This window comes from Streptomyces sp. NPDC012474 (assembly GCF_042955185.1).
Taxonomy (GTDB): Bacteria; Actinomycetota; Actinomycetes; order Streptomycetales; family Streptomycetaceae; genus Streptomyces; species Streptomyces cahuitamycinicus.
Map to the genome: position 1 here is coordinate 414,538 of NZ_JBIBEP010000001.1, position 15,274 is coordinate 429,811.

Sequence of the window (15,274 nt, forward strand, 5' to 3'; positions counted from 1 at the left end):
CGCCCTCGTCGTGTCAGGCCCTGTCCGTCCCGGCCAGCAGCTCCCGCAGCAGACCGGCCAGCTGCCCGGCCCGCTCCGCGCCCAGGACGGACAGGGCCTCCGTCTGCACCGCCAGCCCCGCCCCGACCGCCTCGTCGACCAGCGCGAGACCCTCGTCGGTGAGCGTGACCTGCAGCCCGCGCCGGTCGTGCGGATCGGGGGAGCGGCGCAGCAGCCCCGCCCGCTCCAGCTTGTCCAGGCGCCCCGTCATGCCGCCGGTGGTGAGCATCAGCGTCGCCGAGAGCTGCCGGGGCGAGAGCGTGTAGGGCTCGCCGGAGCGGCGCAGGGTCGCCAGGACGTCGAACTCCCCGCGTGAGATGCCGAACTTCGCGTACGTCTGCCCGACCCGCTCGCCGATCGCGTGCGAGAGCCGGTTGATCCGGCCGAAGACCTCCATGGCGGCCGTGTCGAGGTCGGGCCGCACCGTCGCCCACTGGCCGATGATCGCGTCGACGGGGTCCTTGCGCTGCTCCGGGCGTTCGCTCATGCCACGAGTATCGGCCGCCTCTCGGTGACCCGCAAGAAAGTAGCTTGACTGAAAGTTGCTTAGCGGTAAGCTACTTCCTGCTGACCTACTTGGAAGGGTGCTTCCCATGGCCATCTCCCGACCGGCCCTCATCACCCTCACCGCCCTCGCGCCCGTCTCCTGGGGCACGACCTACGCGGTCACCACCGAGTTCCTCCCGCCCGACCGCCCCCTGTTCACCGCCCTGGTGCGCGCCCTGCCCGCCGGGCTGCTGCTGCTCGCCCTCGCCCGGGTGCTGCCGCGCGGTGTCTGGTGGTGGAAGGCGGCGGTGCTCGGCGCGCTGAACATCGGCGCCTTCTTCCCGCTGCTGTTCCTCTCCGCCTACCGGCTGCCCGGCGGTCTGGCGGCGGTCGTCGGCTCGGTCGGGCCGCTGTTCGTGGCCGGCCTCTCCGTACTGCTGCTCGGGCAGCGGCCGTCGGCGCGCACGCTGGTGACCGGGGCCGTGGCCGCGTTCGGCGTCAGCCTCGTCGTGCTGAAGGCGGCCGGGTCCCTGGACACGCTCGGTGTGCTGGCGGCCGTCGCCTCCACGGCGTCGATGTCGACCGGCACCGTGCTCACCCAGCGCTGGGGCCGCCCCGAGGGCGTCGGACCGCTGGCCCTCACCGGCTGGCAGCTGACCGCGGGAGGCCTGTTGATCGCACCGCTCGCCTTCCTGGTGGAAGGCGCGCCCCCGGCGCTCGACGGCCCGGCGGTCGGCGGCTACCTCTACCTCGCCGTCGCGAACACGGCCCTCGCGTACTGGCTGTGGTTCCGCGGCATCGGCCGTATGACCGCCACCCAGGTCACCTTCCTCGGCCCGCTCTCCCCCCTGACCGCGGCCGTCGTCGGCTGGGCGGCACTCGGGCAGACGCTGACACCGGTGCAACTGGTAGGCATGGGGCTGGCGTTCGGCGCGACGGTGGCGGGGCAGTTCGTCACCCGGCCGTCGCGAACCCCCGGCCCGGCGGGGAGGAACGCCGCGGCGGTGCCGATCGGCTCGTCCGCCCGGCGGTAGGCCCGGGCGAGTGGGTCGGCCGGAACCGGTCTCGGGTGGGCCGAGGGCAGACGAAGGGGCGCCCGGCACGAGCCGGGCGCCCCAACCGCTCGTGTGGCCGGTTACTCCCCGGCCGCCGCGTCCGCCCGCTGCGCCCGCAGGGCACGCTCGACGCCCGCCCGGGACTCCGACACCAGCCGGCGCAGGGCCGCGTTCGGCCCGGCCGAGGCCAGCCAGGCGTCCGTCTTGTCCAGGGTCTCCTGGGAGACCTGGACCGTCGGGTAGAGGCCGACGGCGATCTGCTGGGCCATCTCGTGGGAGCGGGACTCCCAGATGTCCTTGACCACCTCGAAGTACCGGTCCGCGTACGGGGCGAGCACCTCGCGCTGGTCGGTCTGGACGAAGCCCCCGATGACCGCCTCCTGCACGGCGTTCGGCAGCTTGTCGGAGTCGACGACCGACGCCCACGCCTCCGCCTTGGCCTCCTCCGTCGGACGGGCCGCCCGGGCCGTGGCGGCGTGGCGCTCACCGGCGGCCGTGCGGTCACGGTCGTACTCGCCCGCGATCTCCGCCTCGTCGAACCGGCCGACCGCCGCGAGCCGCTGCACGAACGACCACCGCAGCTCCGTGTCGACGACCAGGCCCTCGATGGTCTGCGAGCCGTCCAGCAGCGCGTCCAGCACATCCAGCTGCTCGGGCGTGCGGGCCGTCGCCGCGAACGCGCGCGCCCACGCCAGCTGGTGGTCACTGCCCGGCGCCGCCGCCCGCAGGTGCGCCAGCGTCGCGTCGGTCCAGCGGGCCAGCAGCGCCTCGCGGGCGGCCGGGTCGGCGTACAGGTCGATCGCCAGCTTCACCTGACGCTGGAGCGACTGCACGACACCGATGTCCGACTCCTTGCCGATGCCGGACAGCACCAGGGACAGGTAGTCGCGGGCCGCGAGCTGGGCGTCGCGGGTCATGTCCCAGGCCGACGCCCAGCACAGGGCACGCGGCAGGGAGGACTCGAAGTCGCCCAGGTGCTCCGTGACGAAGGCCAGGGACTGCTCGTCCAGGCGGACCTTCGCGTACGACAGGTCGTCGTCGTTGAGCAGGATCACGGCCGGGCGACGCCTGCCCACCAGCTGCGGGACGGCCGTCAGCTCGCCGTCCACGTCCAGCTCGATGCGCTCGTCGCGGACCAGCTTGCCGCTGTCGTCGTCCAGCTCGTACAGGCCGACGGCGATCCGGTGCGGGCGCAGCGTCGGCTCGCCCTTGGCGCCCGCGGGCAGGGCCGGGGCCTCCTGGCGGATCGAGAAGGAGGTGACGACACCGTTCCCGTCCGTCTCGATCTCGGGACGCAGGACGTTGATGCCCGCCGTCTCCAGCCACGCCTTCGACCAGGCCTTCAGATCACGGCCGGACGTCGTCTCCAGGGCGCCCAGCAGATCGGACAGGCGCGTGTTGCCGTACGCGTGCGCCTTGAAGTACGCCTGCACACCACTGAAGAACTCGTCCTCGCCGACGTACGCGACGAGCTGCTTCAGCACGGAAGCGCCCTTCGCGTACGTGATGCCGTCGAAGTTGACGAGCACGTCGTCCAGGTCGTTGATCTCGGGCATGATCGGGTGCGTCGACGGCAGCTGGTCCTGCCGGTACGCCCACGTCTTCATGGAATTGGCGAACGTGGTCCAGGAGTGCGGCCAGCGCGACTCGGGGTGCGCCGCCTGGCAGGCGATGGAGGTGTACGTGGCGAACGACTCGTTCAGCCACAGGTCGTTCCACCACTCCATCGTCACGAGGTCGCCGAACCACATGTGGGCCAGCTCGTGCAGGATGGTCTCCGCGCGCACCTCGTACGCCGCGTCCGTCACCTTCGACCGGAACACGTACTGGTCGCGGATGGTCACCGCGCCCGCGTTCTCCATCGCGCCCGCGTTGAACTCCGGCACGAACAGCTGGTCGTACTTCTTGAACGGGTACGCGTAGTCGAACTTCTCCTGGAACCACTCGAAGCCCTGCCGGGTCACCTCGAAGATCGCGTCCGAGTCGAGGTACTCGGCGAGCGAGGGACGGCAGTAGATGCCGAGCGGGACCGACCGGCCGTCCTGCTCGTACACGCTGTGCACCGAGTGGTACGGGCCGACGATCAGCGCCGTGATGTACGTCGAGATGCGCGGCGTCGGCTCGAACTCCCAGATGTTGTCCTGCGGTTCGGGCGTCGGCGAGTTGGAGATGACCGTCCAGCCCTCGGGCGCCTTCACGGTGAACTGGAAGGTCGCCTTGAGGTCCGGCTGCTCGAAGCTCGCGAACACCCGGCGGGCGTCCGGCACCTCGAACTGGGTGTAGAGATAAGCCTGGTCGTCGACCGGGTCGACGAACCGGTGCAGGCCCTCACCGGTGTTGGTGTACGCGCAGTCGGCTACGACCCGGAGGACGTTGCGCCCGTGGAGCAGGCCGGGCAGGGCGATCCGGGAGTCCGCGAAGACCTCGGCCGGGTCGAGGGAGTCCCCGTTCAGGGTCACCTCGTGCACGGCCGGCGCCACCAGGTCGATGAACGACTCCGCGCCGTTCTCGGCCGTCACGTCGAAGCGCACCGTGGTCACCGACCGGTAGGTGCCGCCCTCCTGCGCGCCGGAGAGATCGAGCTCGATCCCGTACGACTCAACGGCGAGCAGTTGCGCCCGCTGCTGCGCCTCTTCGCGGGTCAGGTTTGTGCCAGGCACGCGGTCATCTCCTCGTTATGGGTGGGTTGCGTCATCTTTCCACGGAGGCCGGGCGTCAGGCGACGACCTGAGCGGCTGGTAGGGATACCCCTCGGGGGCGAGGGTCCGGGCGTCCGGAGGGAGTGCGACGTCCGGAATCCGCCGGTGCCCCGGCGCCGCGCGAGCGAGCCTGACGAGCATGACGGCGACCACGTACACCGCACGCCCCATCGCCCCGGGCACCCTGGAGGAACTCCGCACGGCGGACGACGCCGGCCGCCCGGCGGTCCGGGTCACCGACCGCGAGGGCGGCGCCCCGCTCCGGTGCTGCCTGCGCCGCAGCGCACCGGGCGAACGCATCGCCCTGGTCTCCTACGCGCCCCTGCGCCGCTGGGCGGTCCGCACGGGCGCCCAACCCGGGGCGTACGACGAACAGGGCCCCGTCTTCATCCACGCCGAGGAGTGCGCGGGGCCGGACACCGACGCCCTCCCCTTCACCGACAGCCACCGCACGCTCCGCCGCTACACGGCCGACGGGCACATCCTGGGCGGACGGCTCGTCGAAGGCACCGCCGCCGCCTTCTCGCACGCCCTGCGGGAAGCGCTCGACGACCCGGCCGTGGCACTCGTCCACGTCCGGGCCGTCGAGTACGGCTGTTTCCTCTACGAGGTGCGCAGGGCTCCCGCGGAGGGCGGCGACTAGCCCTTCAGCTCAGCCGCCACCAGCTCCGCGATCTGCACGGCGTTCAGCGCCGCGCCCTTGCGGAGGTTGTCGTTGGAGACGAACAGGGCCAGGCCGTTGTCCACCGTCTCGTCACGGCGGATGCGCCCGACGTAGGACGCGTCCTTGCCGGCGGCCTGGAGGGGCGTGGGGATGTCGGAGAGCTCGACGCCCGGGGCGTCCTTCAGGAGCTCCGTCGCGCGCTCCGGGGAGATCGGGCGGGCGAAGCGGGCGTTGATCTGGAGGGAGTGGCCGGAGAAGACCGGGACGCGCACGCAGGTGCCGGAGACCTTCAGCCCGGAGATCTCCAGGATCTTGCGGGACTCGTTGCGGAGCTTCTGCTCCTCGTCGGTCTCGTTCAGGCCGTCGTCGACGATGTTGCCCGCGAGCGGCAGCACGTTGAAGGCGATGGGGCGCTTGTAGACACCCGGCTCGGGGAAGTCGACCGCCTCACCGTCGTGGGTGAGCTTCTCGGCCTCGGCGACGACCTTCTGCGTCTGGCCGTGCAGCTCGGCCACGCCCGCGAGGCCGGAGCCGGAGACCGCCTGGTACGTGGCGACGACCAGGGCCTCGAGGCCCGCCTCGTCGTGCAGCGGGCGCAGCACCGGCATCGCGGCCATGGTCGTGCAGTTCGGGTTGGCGATGATGCCCTTGGGGCGGTCCTTGATCGCGTGCGGGTTGACCTCGGAGACGACCAGGGGGACCTCCGGGTGCTTGCGCCACGCGGAGGAGTTGTCGATCACCACGGCGCCCTGGGAGGCGACCTTTTCGGCCAGCGCCTTGGAGGTGGCACCGCCCGCGGAGAACAGGACGATGTCCAGGCCGGTGTAGTCCGCGGTCGCCGCGTCCTCCACCGTCACGCCGTCCAGCTGCGACCCGGCGGAGCGGGCCGAGGCGAACAGGCGCAGCTCGGTGACCGGGAAGTTCCGCTCCTTGAGGATCCTGCGCATGACCGTGCCCACCTGTCCGGTGGCTCCGACGATTCCGACCCTCACGGTGACTCCCTCTCCTGCGTCTCTTCGCGTGCTCGTTGCTTGGCCGAGGCTTTTCCATCATGCGGCCGACCACGGCCCGCCTGTCCACTTCTTTCCCCGGTCTGCCCGGAGAGTGGGACGGCCTGTCCCACTCCATGGTTGCGGACCTGCGGTGTCGACCCCGCTGAGCTGGAGGAATTCGTCCGCCAGGGGTCGTGTGCCGCAAGCTCACCTGCCCATGCCGGTCCCGGCCACACGGAAGTGTGATGTACGCCTCTGCCGCCCGGCCGGCACTTTCCGGGGAAACGGCCGAACGTTCCGGGCCGTACCGGCGTCGTAGGGGAAACACGGCGAGGGGGGTGGCTTGTGCTGCTGCGCGGTAGGGCCCGGCGCGCCCGGGAGGCGCACGCCGCGACCGGCGACGATCCGCGGGACGCGGCTGATCCGCCGGGCGGGGCCGATACGTTGCGCGAGGCCGGTACGCCGAGCGGGGCCGATACGTTGCGCGAGGCCGGTACGCCGAGCGAGGCCGGTAGGTTCCGCGACGCCGGTACGTTGCGCGACGCCGGTACGTTGCGCGACGCCGATCCGCCGGAAGCGGCCGATCCGCCGGAAGCGGCCGGTCCGCAGGCCGCGGCCGATCCGCTGGACGCGGCGCAGGAGCGCCGGGTGCGGGCGGTGCTCGCGCTCGGCGGAGTGCCGCAGGCGGACCTGCCGGACGGGGTGCAGCAGGTCCGCCTGCGGCTCCTGGAGCGGGCCGCGAGCGGCCGGGAGGCGCCGCGGAACGTCTCGGCGTGGGCGGCGGTCGTCGCCTCCAACCTGGCCATGGACTGGCACCGGGCCAAGCGCCGCCAGGAACGACTCGGGGAGCGGCTGGCCGCCCTGCACCAGCCGGCGCATCCCTCCGGCGAGGACAGCAGCGTGCTGTCCGTCGCCGTCGCCCAGGGCCTGGACGAGCTGCCCGACGCCCAGCGGCAGGTCGTCGTCCTGCGCTTCTACGCCGACCTGCCGGTCCGGTCCATCGCCGATCAGCTCGGCGTCCCGGAAGGCACGGTCAAGAGCCGGCTGCACACGGCGGTACGGGCCCTTCGTGCCCGCCTGCACGAGGACGAGGTGGTGTGACGTGACCGCCGAGCACGACAACGACGGGCACAGCGAGGCCGCGCTGATGGCGGTGATCACCGGCGAGACACCACCGGACGATGCCCTCGCGGACGACGCCTTCATGACCGAGTACCGGTCCGCGACCGCCGACATGGCGTTGCTGCGCGAGCAGCTGGGCCTCATCGGACAGGCACTCGCCGGGCCCGAACCGGTTCCCGAACGTGTCCCCGAGCAGGACCCCGACCAGGGCCCCGAGCCCGGACCGGGGGCACGAGGCGGCGCCTCCGTGACCCCGCTGTCCGCGCGCCGCGGCCGTCGCAAGCCCCTGGACGTGGCCCTGAAGAGCCTCGTCGCCGCCGTAGGTGCGAGTGTCGTGATCGGCATGGGCTGGCTCGTCGTCCAGAGCGGCGGCATGAGCGCCAAGGGCGACCAGGGCGCGTCGTCCGCCGCCGACGGTTCCGCCGGGCGGGAGCACGCCGACGGGGACGCCGAGTTCGGCAACGCCGGGTATCTCGCCTGCGCCCGGATCGTCGTCGAGGGCACCGTCGCAAAGGTCGAGACCGTTCCCGGTACCGGCCAGGACCGGATCACCCTGGACGTGACGCGCTACTACAAGCCCGACAAGGGCCGGGCGCGGATCACCTTCCCCCTGGAGACCGGCGCCGAGCCCTCGCTCCGGGCCGGTGACCACATGCTCGTCGGCGTCTCCGGCGACCAGGCCCACCCGGACACGTGGACCGCGGGGGAGAAGGAGATCGCCCGGGAGCGGGCGTGGATCACCGACGCGCTGCCCGCCTCGCGCACGCTGCCGTGCCCGTAGAAATGCGCCCGTAGATGCCCGTAGATGCCCGTAGAAACGTGCCCCCAGGAACGGCAAGGGGCGGGCGCCCCAACGGACGCCCGCCCCAGTGCCGCGATATGACTACGGCAGAACCTTCTCGATCTTCACGCTGCCCACGCCCGCGACCGTGCCGCGCGCGTTGACCAGCTGGACCTGGCCGAAGAACTCGCGCCCCTCGGGAGCGGCCGCCGCGGCGGTGACGCTGCCCGAGACCGTCGCGGAGTCGCCCGTGCCGAGCTTCACCGGAGCCGACCCGTCGACGGTGACGCTGCCGAGGGAGGGGGAGAAGAACACGTCCTGGTAGTCGTACTCCGTGGTGCCGGACGGCACCGAGTAACCGACGACCTCGACCGAGTACTTCCCGGCGGCCGGGGAGGGGATGGAGACCGACTCCTCCGAGTCACCGTCGGCGGAGCTGCCGACCTGCGTGCCCGACGCGTCGTACACGGCGAGGTCCAGGTCAGCGGCGTTGTCCGAGACACCGCCGATGGCGACGTCCAGCGACTTGGCGCCCGCGGGCACCTCGACCGTCGTGGTCTGCGTCTCGCCCTGCTTGATCGAGGGGCGGGCCACCTTGGCCGAGCCGAGCGGGCCGCCGACGAGCTTGCCGTCGAGCGCGGCGAAGCCGTTCGTCACCTTCCAGGAGGCGGCGGCCGGGGTGCCGACCTTCGCCTCGGTCACGGTCACGGTCTCCGGGTCGAAGGCCGCGCCGAGAACGGCGACATCCAGCTTGTACGGGTTGTCGAGCAGCGGCGACGTACGGCGCGACTCGACCTCGATCTCCCACACGCCCGGCTGCGGGTCCGTGTACGAACGCAGGTCGGGGCGGCAGGTGTTGGCCGGGTTGGAGTAGTTCGGGTAGCAGTTGATCGTCGACGTCGGGTCGGACGGGACGCCGTACGGGTGGATGGAGATGAACCGGGTCTGGCTCTTGTCCTTCAGCCCGCTCATCGAGACCTCGAGGGTCTTCGCGCCCTCGGGGACGGTGACGAAGTAGTGGTGCGAGCTGTTGCGCTCCACCGAGCCCTTCGCGGAGGTGGTGAACTTCAGCGGCGTGGAGACCACGACCGTGCTGAGGACCTGGTGGTCGATGCCCTCGGTCTTCGGGTCGTCGACCTCCAGGATCGCGCTCTTGATGCCCGCGGACTTCGGCGCGGCCTGGACCTTGACGGTCACCGGCTTGTTCAGCGGCAGCTTCACCTCGTCGGAGCCGACGACGCGGAACGTGCCGCCCGTGTTGTTCTCGAAGTGCAGCTCGTGCCGGATCGCCTTGTCGGCGCCGGACGTACGGGTGATGGTGATCTCGTACGTCTTCTTCTGGCCGGCCTTCAGGCCGCCCTCACGGTCGTAGAGGCCCGTGCCGAAGCCCGGGGTCTTCAGGAACTGGTCGATCGCGGTGTCGACCGGCGCCTTGACCGTGTACGCGTGCGAGGTCGCGTCGTCGCGGATGGCGTCCCAGGCGTCGGGGATGTTCATGAGGCCCACGCCCTCCTCGTACGCCTGCACACCCTTGATGTGGTCGGCGGTGGAGGTGAGGGCCGTGCGCAGGGTCGCCGGCGTGAGGTCGATCTTCTTCTGCTTGGCGGCCGAGATCAGCAGCGCCGAGGCACCGGCGGCCTGCGGGGAGGCCATCGAGGTGCCCTGGAGCATGCCGTAGCCGGCCGGCAGGGTGTAGCCCGCCTCGGCGACCGGCTGGCCCGGCATCCAGGTCTGGATGGTGTTGATCGCCGCGCCCGGGGCGACCAGGGTCGGCGTGAAGCCGCCGTCCTCACGCGGACCGCGCGAGGAGAACGGCATCATCGCGTACTTCTTCTCCACGACCGAGCCGTAGTTGGCGGCCCAGGTCTCCTTGGAGACGGACGCGCCGACCGAGATGACCTTCTCGGCCAGGGCCGGGTCGCCGATGGTGTTGGCGCCGGGGCCGGAGTTGCCCGCGGAGATCACCAGCTGGACGCCGTAGGTGTCGATGAGGCGCGTGTACAGCTCGGCGCGCGCGTTGTTGCCGTCGTTCAGCGCCGGCAGGCCGCCGATGGACATGTTGACGATGTCGACACCGCGCTTGGTGACGAGGTCGATCATGCCCTCGGTGAGCGCCACGTTGGTGCAGCCGCCGGACCAGGTGCAGGCTCGCGAGGAGACCAGCTTGGCGCCCGGGGCGGCACCGTCCATCCTGCCGCCGAACAGGCCGTTGGCGGCGGTGATGCCGGCGACGTGCGTGCCGTGCTCGGACTCGATGACGCCGATGTTGACGAAGTCGGACTTCTTGCCGACCCAGGTGCCGCCCAGCGGGTCCATCGGGACGTCCTTGCGGATCTCCACGACGAAGGGCTGCCGCTCGGCGACGTCGGTGGCCGGGTTGTCGGTGCCGAAGTACCCGACCTGGTGGCCGTCCTTGTACGGCTTCATCGGGGCGTCGTCGGCGAAGTCGTTGTTGTTGTTCAGGTCGACCCGGACCGTGCCGGCCGCCGCGTCGTAGAGCACGCCCCAGACGTCGGTGGTGTCGCCGTCCCGGTTGGCGTCGCCCGCCGCGTCACCGCCGGTGGTGTACGACTCCTTGAAGAGGCTGACGCCGTAGGAGCCCGCCGGTGCCTTCCACGACTGGCCCTGGTAGCTGAAGGCCGGGCCGGACACGGCCGAGACCATCGGGCGCCAGGTGTTGTCGTTGTCGATGATCGGGTCGGTCGCCGTCACCCAGTCGACGATCTTCCGCTCACCGGTCGTCGTCTTCTGCAGCGCCGGGTGGCCGAGGTCCACGCCGGAGTCCAGGATGCCGATGGTGACGCCGCGGCCGTCCGCCTTCGGGTGGTCCTCGACGAAGTCGACCGCTCCCGTCTCGAACGACGGGTTGTACGGGTTCTCCGCCGGGGTCTTCTTCCCCGGCGCCGGGTACGTGGCCTTCGCCTTGGCGCCCTTGGCGGTGTGCGCGCTCGGCGTCGGGTCGTCCAGCGGGATCTCCTCGCGCAGGTCGATGCCGTGCACGGAGGACAGCTTGGCGGCGGCGGCGATCGCCGAGTCGGCCTTGGCCGTCGGGACGGTGGCCCGGACGTAACCGAGCTTGTCGTCGGCCCGGCCGACCGAGCCGCCCTTGACCGCGTCCAGCTGCCCGGCGACCTGCTCGGTCTTCCCGGGCGCGGTGGCGATCATCATCGTGACGGTCTTGTCGCCGTCGGCCTTGGCCTCCGCGAGCAGGTCCGCGTCGGTCGAACCGAGCTTGGCGTGCGCGGACTTGACGCTCGGCTCGGCCGGGGCGTCCGCGCCCGGGCCGTCGGCGGAGAAGGCCATCGGGATCGGCCCGGCCGCGGAGAGCGCGGCGACGAGACCGGCGGCCACGGCGATGCGTGCCACACGTCTCGGACCCGATATCTGATCGCGCGGGGTGGGAGGGGTCATCGGCATCCCTTGTAGGTAAAGGAACGAGCGGGAAGCGACCGGGGCCCGATCGGTCCTGGTCGCAGATGGTCCGAACGGCAAGCCCGGACGATCGCACAGCCTTACGCAAGGGGAAGTTCTTTGGGGAGCGTTGACCGAAACGCAATGGATGTATGGGGAAAACCCGCGATGCGTTTTGTGAGCATCAGTCCTGAAGGTGGCGAAGAAATCGGTTAACGTCCCCAAGTGCGACAGAAGTTGAGGGTGGCGGCCTACGCCATATGCGTCCGGGACGGACAGATCCTGCTCGCCCGCTCGACCGCCCAGGACGGCACGCCCGAGTGGGTCGTGCCGGGCGGCGGCATGGAGCATGGCGAGGACCCCTACGACACCGTCCGGCGGGAGGCGGAGGAGGAGACCGGGTACCGCATCGAGGTGACCGGACTGCTCGGCGTGAACTCCTCCACCCGCGTCTTCCGCGACGGCCTCGGACGCGCCGTCGAAAACCACGGCGTCCGGTTCGTCTACGAGGGCCGGATCATCGGCGGCGAACTCCGCAACGAGGTGAACGGCTCCACCGACCTCGCCGCCTGGCAGGACCTGGCCGCGGTCCCCGCTCTCGTCCGGGTGCCGATGGTCGACATCGCCCTGCGGATGTGGCGCGAACGCCCGGTCACCGGACGGCTGGCCGACGCCCCGGAGTAGGCCCTGCCCCGGACGCCCGGCCGACGCCCCGAGCAGGTGCACTACCCCGGAAGATGAACGCCGTGTGACCGGCTCCGGGCCGTATCCGGAGCAGGCGACGACGCACAGGGTCGCCCAAGATCCACGTACGGTGATCGGCGTTGCGCGTTGCCGCCTCGTTCACGCGCAGGTCATTCCCGGTGCCAACGATCGAGTAGAAGCGGGGTGTTCACGTCGTGAACGCCCCGCGACCACTGCCGACGCGTTCGCACTCGGGGAGAGAAGCGCATGTCGCGCACACGCTCAGTCGCCGGCTCCGGCCGGGGCATCCACCGTCGTTCCGTCCTCGCCGCCACCGGCGCGGTCGCCCTGGCCGGGGGCGTCGGCTACGCCCTGCGGCCCAGTGACAGCCAGGCCGCCACGGGTACTCAGCAGGCCACCGAGGGCGTCGCCGCCTCCTCGCGGCAGGCACCGGCCGCACCACTCGCCCCCTACACCAAGGGCACCACCGTGGCGTCCGTGGCCGCCCCGCGCGGCAGCTCCGGCTACCGCCGCCTGAACGACGGGCCCGGGTGGCAGCGGGTCGTCCGCTCCGACCTGGCCGCGCCGAAGCCCGGCCGGGCCGGCCGCCGCACCCCGCTCGCCGCGTTCGTACAGCTCACCGACCTGCACATCATCGACGCCCAGCACCCGCTGCGTCTGGAGTACCTGCGCTCGGCCGACATCCACGCCTGGCGTCCGCACGAGGCGCTGACCGTGCAGGGCGCCATCGCGCTGGTGGAGCGGATCAACGCGCTGCGCGGCGCCCCCGTCACCGGCGCCCCGCTGCACTTCGCCATGACCACCGGAGACAACACGGACAACAACGCCAAGTCCGAGCTGGACTGGTTCCTGAAGATCATGAGTGGCGGGCGCATCACGCCCAACACCGGCGACCCGCGCCGGTACGAGGGTGTCCAGAACAGCGGCCTCAAGCAGTACTGGCAGCCGGACGCCCCGGTCCGCGACAGCGACAAGCAGGCGGGCTTCCCCCACCTCGACGGCTTCCTGAAGGCCGCGATCCGGGAGGTGCGCAGCCCCGGCCTCAACCTGCCCTGGTACTCGACGGTCGGCAACCACGACTCGCTGCCGATGGGCTGCTACGCCTCGCACGGCGACTCGTACCTCACCGAACTCGCCGTCGGCGGCAAGAAGCTGATGGACGTCTCCGCGGCCGAGGCGCAGCGGCTCCAGGCGCAGATCAAGAAGGCCCGCGACCCCGAGGGCGCCCGCTACCACGACTTCCTCACGTCCCACGCCCGCGGCATGCGGTCGGTCACCCCCGACGAGAGGCGCGCGCCCTTCACGCCGGCCGAGTACCTCCGGGCACACCTGGACCCGGCCCACCGCGGCGTCGGCCCGGCCGGCCACGGCTACTCCTCCGCGAACCTGGACACGGGCACCCAGTACTACGCCTTCCGCATCTCCGACGACGTCATCGGCATCAGCCTGGACACCACCGACTCCGGCGGCCACTACGAGGGGTCCATCGGCACGGCCCAGCTGAAGTGGCTCGACAAGACGCTGCGGGACAACAAGGACTCCTACGCGGTGATCTTCAGCCACCACACGAGCAAGACGATGACGAACCTGCGCAGCGACCCGGCCCGCCCCGCCGAGCGCCGTCACGACGGCCAGGAGGTCCTCGCCCTGCTCGGCGGCCACCCCAGGGTGCTCGCGTGGGTGAACGGGCACATCCACAAGAACGTCATCACCCCGCACGCCCTGGCGAGCGGCGGCTCCTTCTGGGAGATCTCCACGGCCTCCCACGTCGACTTCCCGCAGCTGGCCCGGGTCATCGAGCTGACCGACAACAAGGACGGCACGATCTCCGTGTTCACCACCCTCGTCGAGTCCTCCGCCCCGCACCGGACGGACTTCTCCGACCTCTCCCAGACCGGCCTCGCGGCCCTCTACCGCGAGCTGTCCCTCAACGCGCCCGGCGCACGCACCACCCTCGGCGGCGCCCCGGCCGACCGCAACACCGAGCTGGTGCTCAAGAAGGGCTGAATCCCGCCCAACCGGCCCGGACACGGTCAACCCGGTCCGGGCGGCCCCGGTCCCTCCCCCCGACACGGTTCTAAGTGGCAGGGGGAAACGGGGACATGAGTAGACACGCACGTACGACCCTGACGGCGGCGACCGCGGTGGCACTGACGGCGGCCCTGGCGGCCCCGGCACTGGCAGCGGTCCCCGGTACGGCTCACGGCGGCCATGGCGCGACCCGGCAGGCGGTACGGGCCGCGGTCGCCGACGGCGTGCCGGGCGTGACCGTGACGGTGCGGCGGGGGCACGGCACCTGGGCGGCCACGGCCGGCGTGGGCAACCCCGCGACGGGCAAGCCCCGTTCGACGCGGGACCACTACCGCGTCGCCAGCATCACGAAGACGTTCGTCGCGACCGTCGTCCTGCAACTGGAGGCGGAGGGAAAGCTCTCGCTCGACGACACGGTGGAGGAATGGCTGCCGGGCGTGGTCCGGGGCAACGGCCACGACGGGCGGCGGATCACCCTGCGCCGGCTCCTGAACCACACCAGCGGCATCTTCGACTACCTGCGCGACCCCGGTTTCCAGCAGAAGTACATGACCGCGGACGGCTTCATGAAGCACCGCTTCGACCAGGCGGACCCCGAGGACCTGCTCGCCATCGCCATGGCGAACGAGCCGCACTCCGATCCGGACGGGTCGTTCACGTACTCCAACACCAACTACGTCCTGGCCGCCCTGGTGATCGAGAAGGCCACCGGCAACGACTACGGCGAGGAGATCGACCGCCGGATCATCGACCCTCTGCACCTGACCTCCACGTCGGTCCCCACCACCCGCGTCACCCTGCCCCGGCCCAGCAGCCGCGCCCACTCCAAGCTGGCCAGGACGGACACGGGCCCGACGTACGACGTCACGGAACTGAACCCGCGCCTGGCCTACGGCTCCGGCCAGATGGTCTCCAGCTCGGCCGACCTGACCCGTTTCTACTCGGCCCTGCTGCGCGGCAAGCTGCTCCCACCGCGGCAGCTGAAGAAGATGAAGACCACGGTCCCCTCCAGTCGCGCAACCAGCCGCTACGGTCTGGGGCTCGTCGACCGCAAGCTCAGCTGCGGAGTCCACGTCTGGGGCCACGACGGCGGCATCACCGGGTCCAACTCGGACGCCGTGACGACCGGGGACGGCCGCCACTCCCTGGCGGTCAACTTCAACGGGGACTGGTCGGGCAGCACGGAAGCGGTCGTCGAGGCGGAGTTCTGCGGCCCGTAGCGCCCCACGGCGCGAGGAGGGGCCGCCCGGCACGCCCGGCGGCCCCTCCTCTCCCCTCCTGGCCCTGCC

At 71.4% G+C, this 15,274-nt stretch carries 11 protein-coding genes; 7 read left to right on the forward strand and 4 right to left on the reverse strand.

The window, feature by feature from the left end; genetic code table 11:
- Positions 1-13: 13 nt before the first annotated feature.
- Positions 14-526: a MarR family transcriptional regulator gene (locus ACFY9S_RS01850; RefSeq protein WP_391121470.1), complete on the reverse strand. Its 513-nt coding sequence runs from the start codon at positions 524-526 to the stop codon at positions 14-16.
- Positions 527-632: 106 nt separating this feature from the next.
- On the opposite strand from ACFY9S_RS01850, the gene ACFY9S_RS01855 reads away from it, so the two are divergent.
- Entirely contained in the window at positions 633-1,559 is a 927-nt protein-coding gene (locus ACFY9S_RS01855) for an EamA family transporter (protein ID WP_391121473.1), read from the forward strand.
- A gap of 101 nt (positions 1,560-1,660) precedes the next feature.
- Here ACFY9S_RS01855 and pepN read toward each other — a convergent pair whose 3' ends face one another.
- On the reverse strand, positions 1,661-4,240 hold the full coding sequence (gene pepN / locus ACFY9S_RS01860; RefSeq protein ID WP_391121476.1) for an aminopeptidase N: 2,580 nt from the start codon (positions 4,238-4,240) through the stop codon (positions 1,661-1,663).
- A gap of 178 nt (positions 4,241-4,418) precedes the next feature.
- On the opposite strand from pepN, the gene ACFY9S_RS01865 reads away from it, so the two are divergent.
- The gene (locus tag ACFY9S_RS01865) at positions 4,419-4,922 is read left to right on the forward strand and encodes a DUF1203 domain-containing protein (RefSeq protein WP_391121479.1); all 504 of its coding nucleotides are present in this window, start codon (positions 4,419-4,421) and stop codon (positions 4,920-4,922) included.
- On the opposite strand, the gene ACFY9S_RS01870 is transcribed toward ACFY9S_RS01865, so the two are convergent.
- Positions 4,919-5,935, reverse strand: coding sequence for an aspartate-semialdehyde dehydrogenase (locus ACFY9S_RS01870; protein ID WP_391121482.1), 1,017 nt, complete (start codon positions 5,933-5,935; stop codon positions 4,919-4,921). The two genes, ACFY9S_RS01865 and ACFY9S_RS01870, sit on opposite strands and share 4 nt — an antisense overlap.
- A 624-nt stretch (positions 5,936-6,559) precedes the next feature.
- On the opposite strand from ACFY9S_RS01870, the gene ACFY9S_RS01875 reads away from it, so the two are divergent.
- Both ACFY9S_RS01875 and ACFY9S_RS01880 read left to right on the forward strand, forming a co-directional pair.
- The gene (locus ACFY9S_RS01875) at positions 6,560-7,036 is read left to right on the forward strand and encodes a sigma-70 family RNA polymerase sigma factor (protein ID WP_391122902.1); all 477 of its coding nucleotides are present in this window, start codon (positions 6,560-6,562) and stop codon (positions 7,034-7,036) included.
- Position 7,037: 1 nt separating this feature from the next.
- Positions 7,038-7,838 carry a hypothetical protein gene (locus ACFY9S_RS01880; protein WP_391121485.1) on the forward strand — a complete coding sequence of 267 codons (801 nt, stop codon included), beginning with the start codon at positions 7,038-7,040 and terminating at the stop codon, positions 7,836-7,838.
- 102 nt (positions 7,839-7,940) lie between these two features.
- Here ACFY9S_RS01880 and ACFY9S_RS01885 read toward each other — a convergent pair whose 3' ends face one another.
- Positions 7,941-11,249 (reverse strand): S8 family serine peptidase, encoded by a 3,309-nt coding sequence (locus tag ACFY9S_RS01885; RefSeq protein WP_391121488.1) that lies wholly within the window; start codon positions 11,247-11,249, stop codon positions 7,941-7,943.
- Positions 11,250-11,474: 225 nt separating this feature from the next.
- Here ACFY9S_RS01885 and ACFY9S_RS01890 point away from each other — a divergent pair, with 225 nt between their 5' ends.
- The 3 genes from ACFY9S_RS01890 to ACFY9S_RS01900 all read left to right on the forward strand — a co-directional run bounded on the left by ACFY9S_RS01890 (position 11,475) and on the right by ACFY9S_RS01900 (position 15,205).
- Positions 11,475-11,933 (forward strand): NUDIX domain-containing protein, encoded by a 459-nt coding sequence (locus ACFY9S_RS01890; RefSeq protein WP_391121490.1) that lies wholly within the window; start codon positions 11,475-11,477, stop codon positions 11,931-11,933.
- Positions 11,934-12,200: 267 nt separating this feature from the next.
- On the forward strand, positions 12,201-13,961 hold the full coding sequence (locus ACFY9S_RS01895; protein ID WP_391121493.1) for a TIGR03767 family metallophosphoesterase: 1,761 nt from the start codon (positions 12,201-12,203) through the stop codon (positions 13,959-13,961).
- A 95-nt stretch (positions 13,962-14,056) separates the two neighbouring features.
- A complete protein-coding gene (locus ACFY9S_RS01900; protein WP_391121496.1) occupies positions 14,057-15,205 on the forward strand; it encodes a serine hydrolase in 1,149 nt (382 codons plus the stop codon).
- Positions 15,206-15,274: the final 69 nt, after the last annotated feature.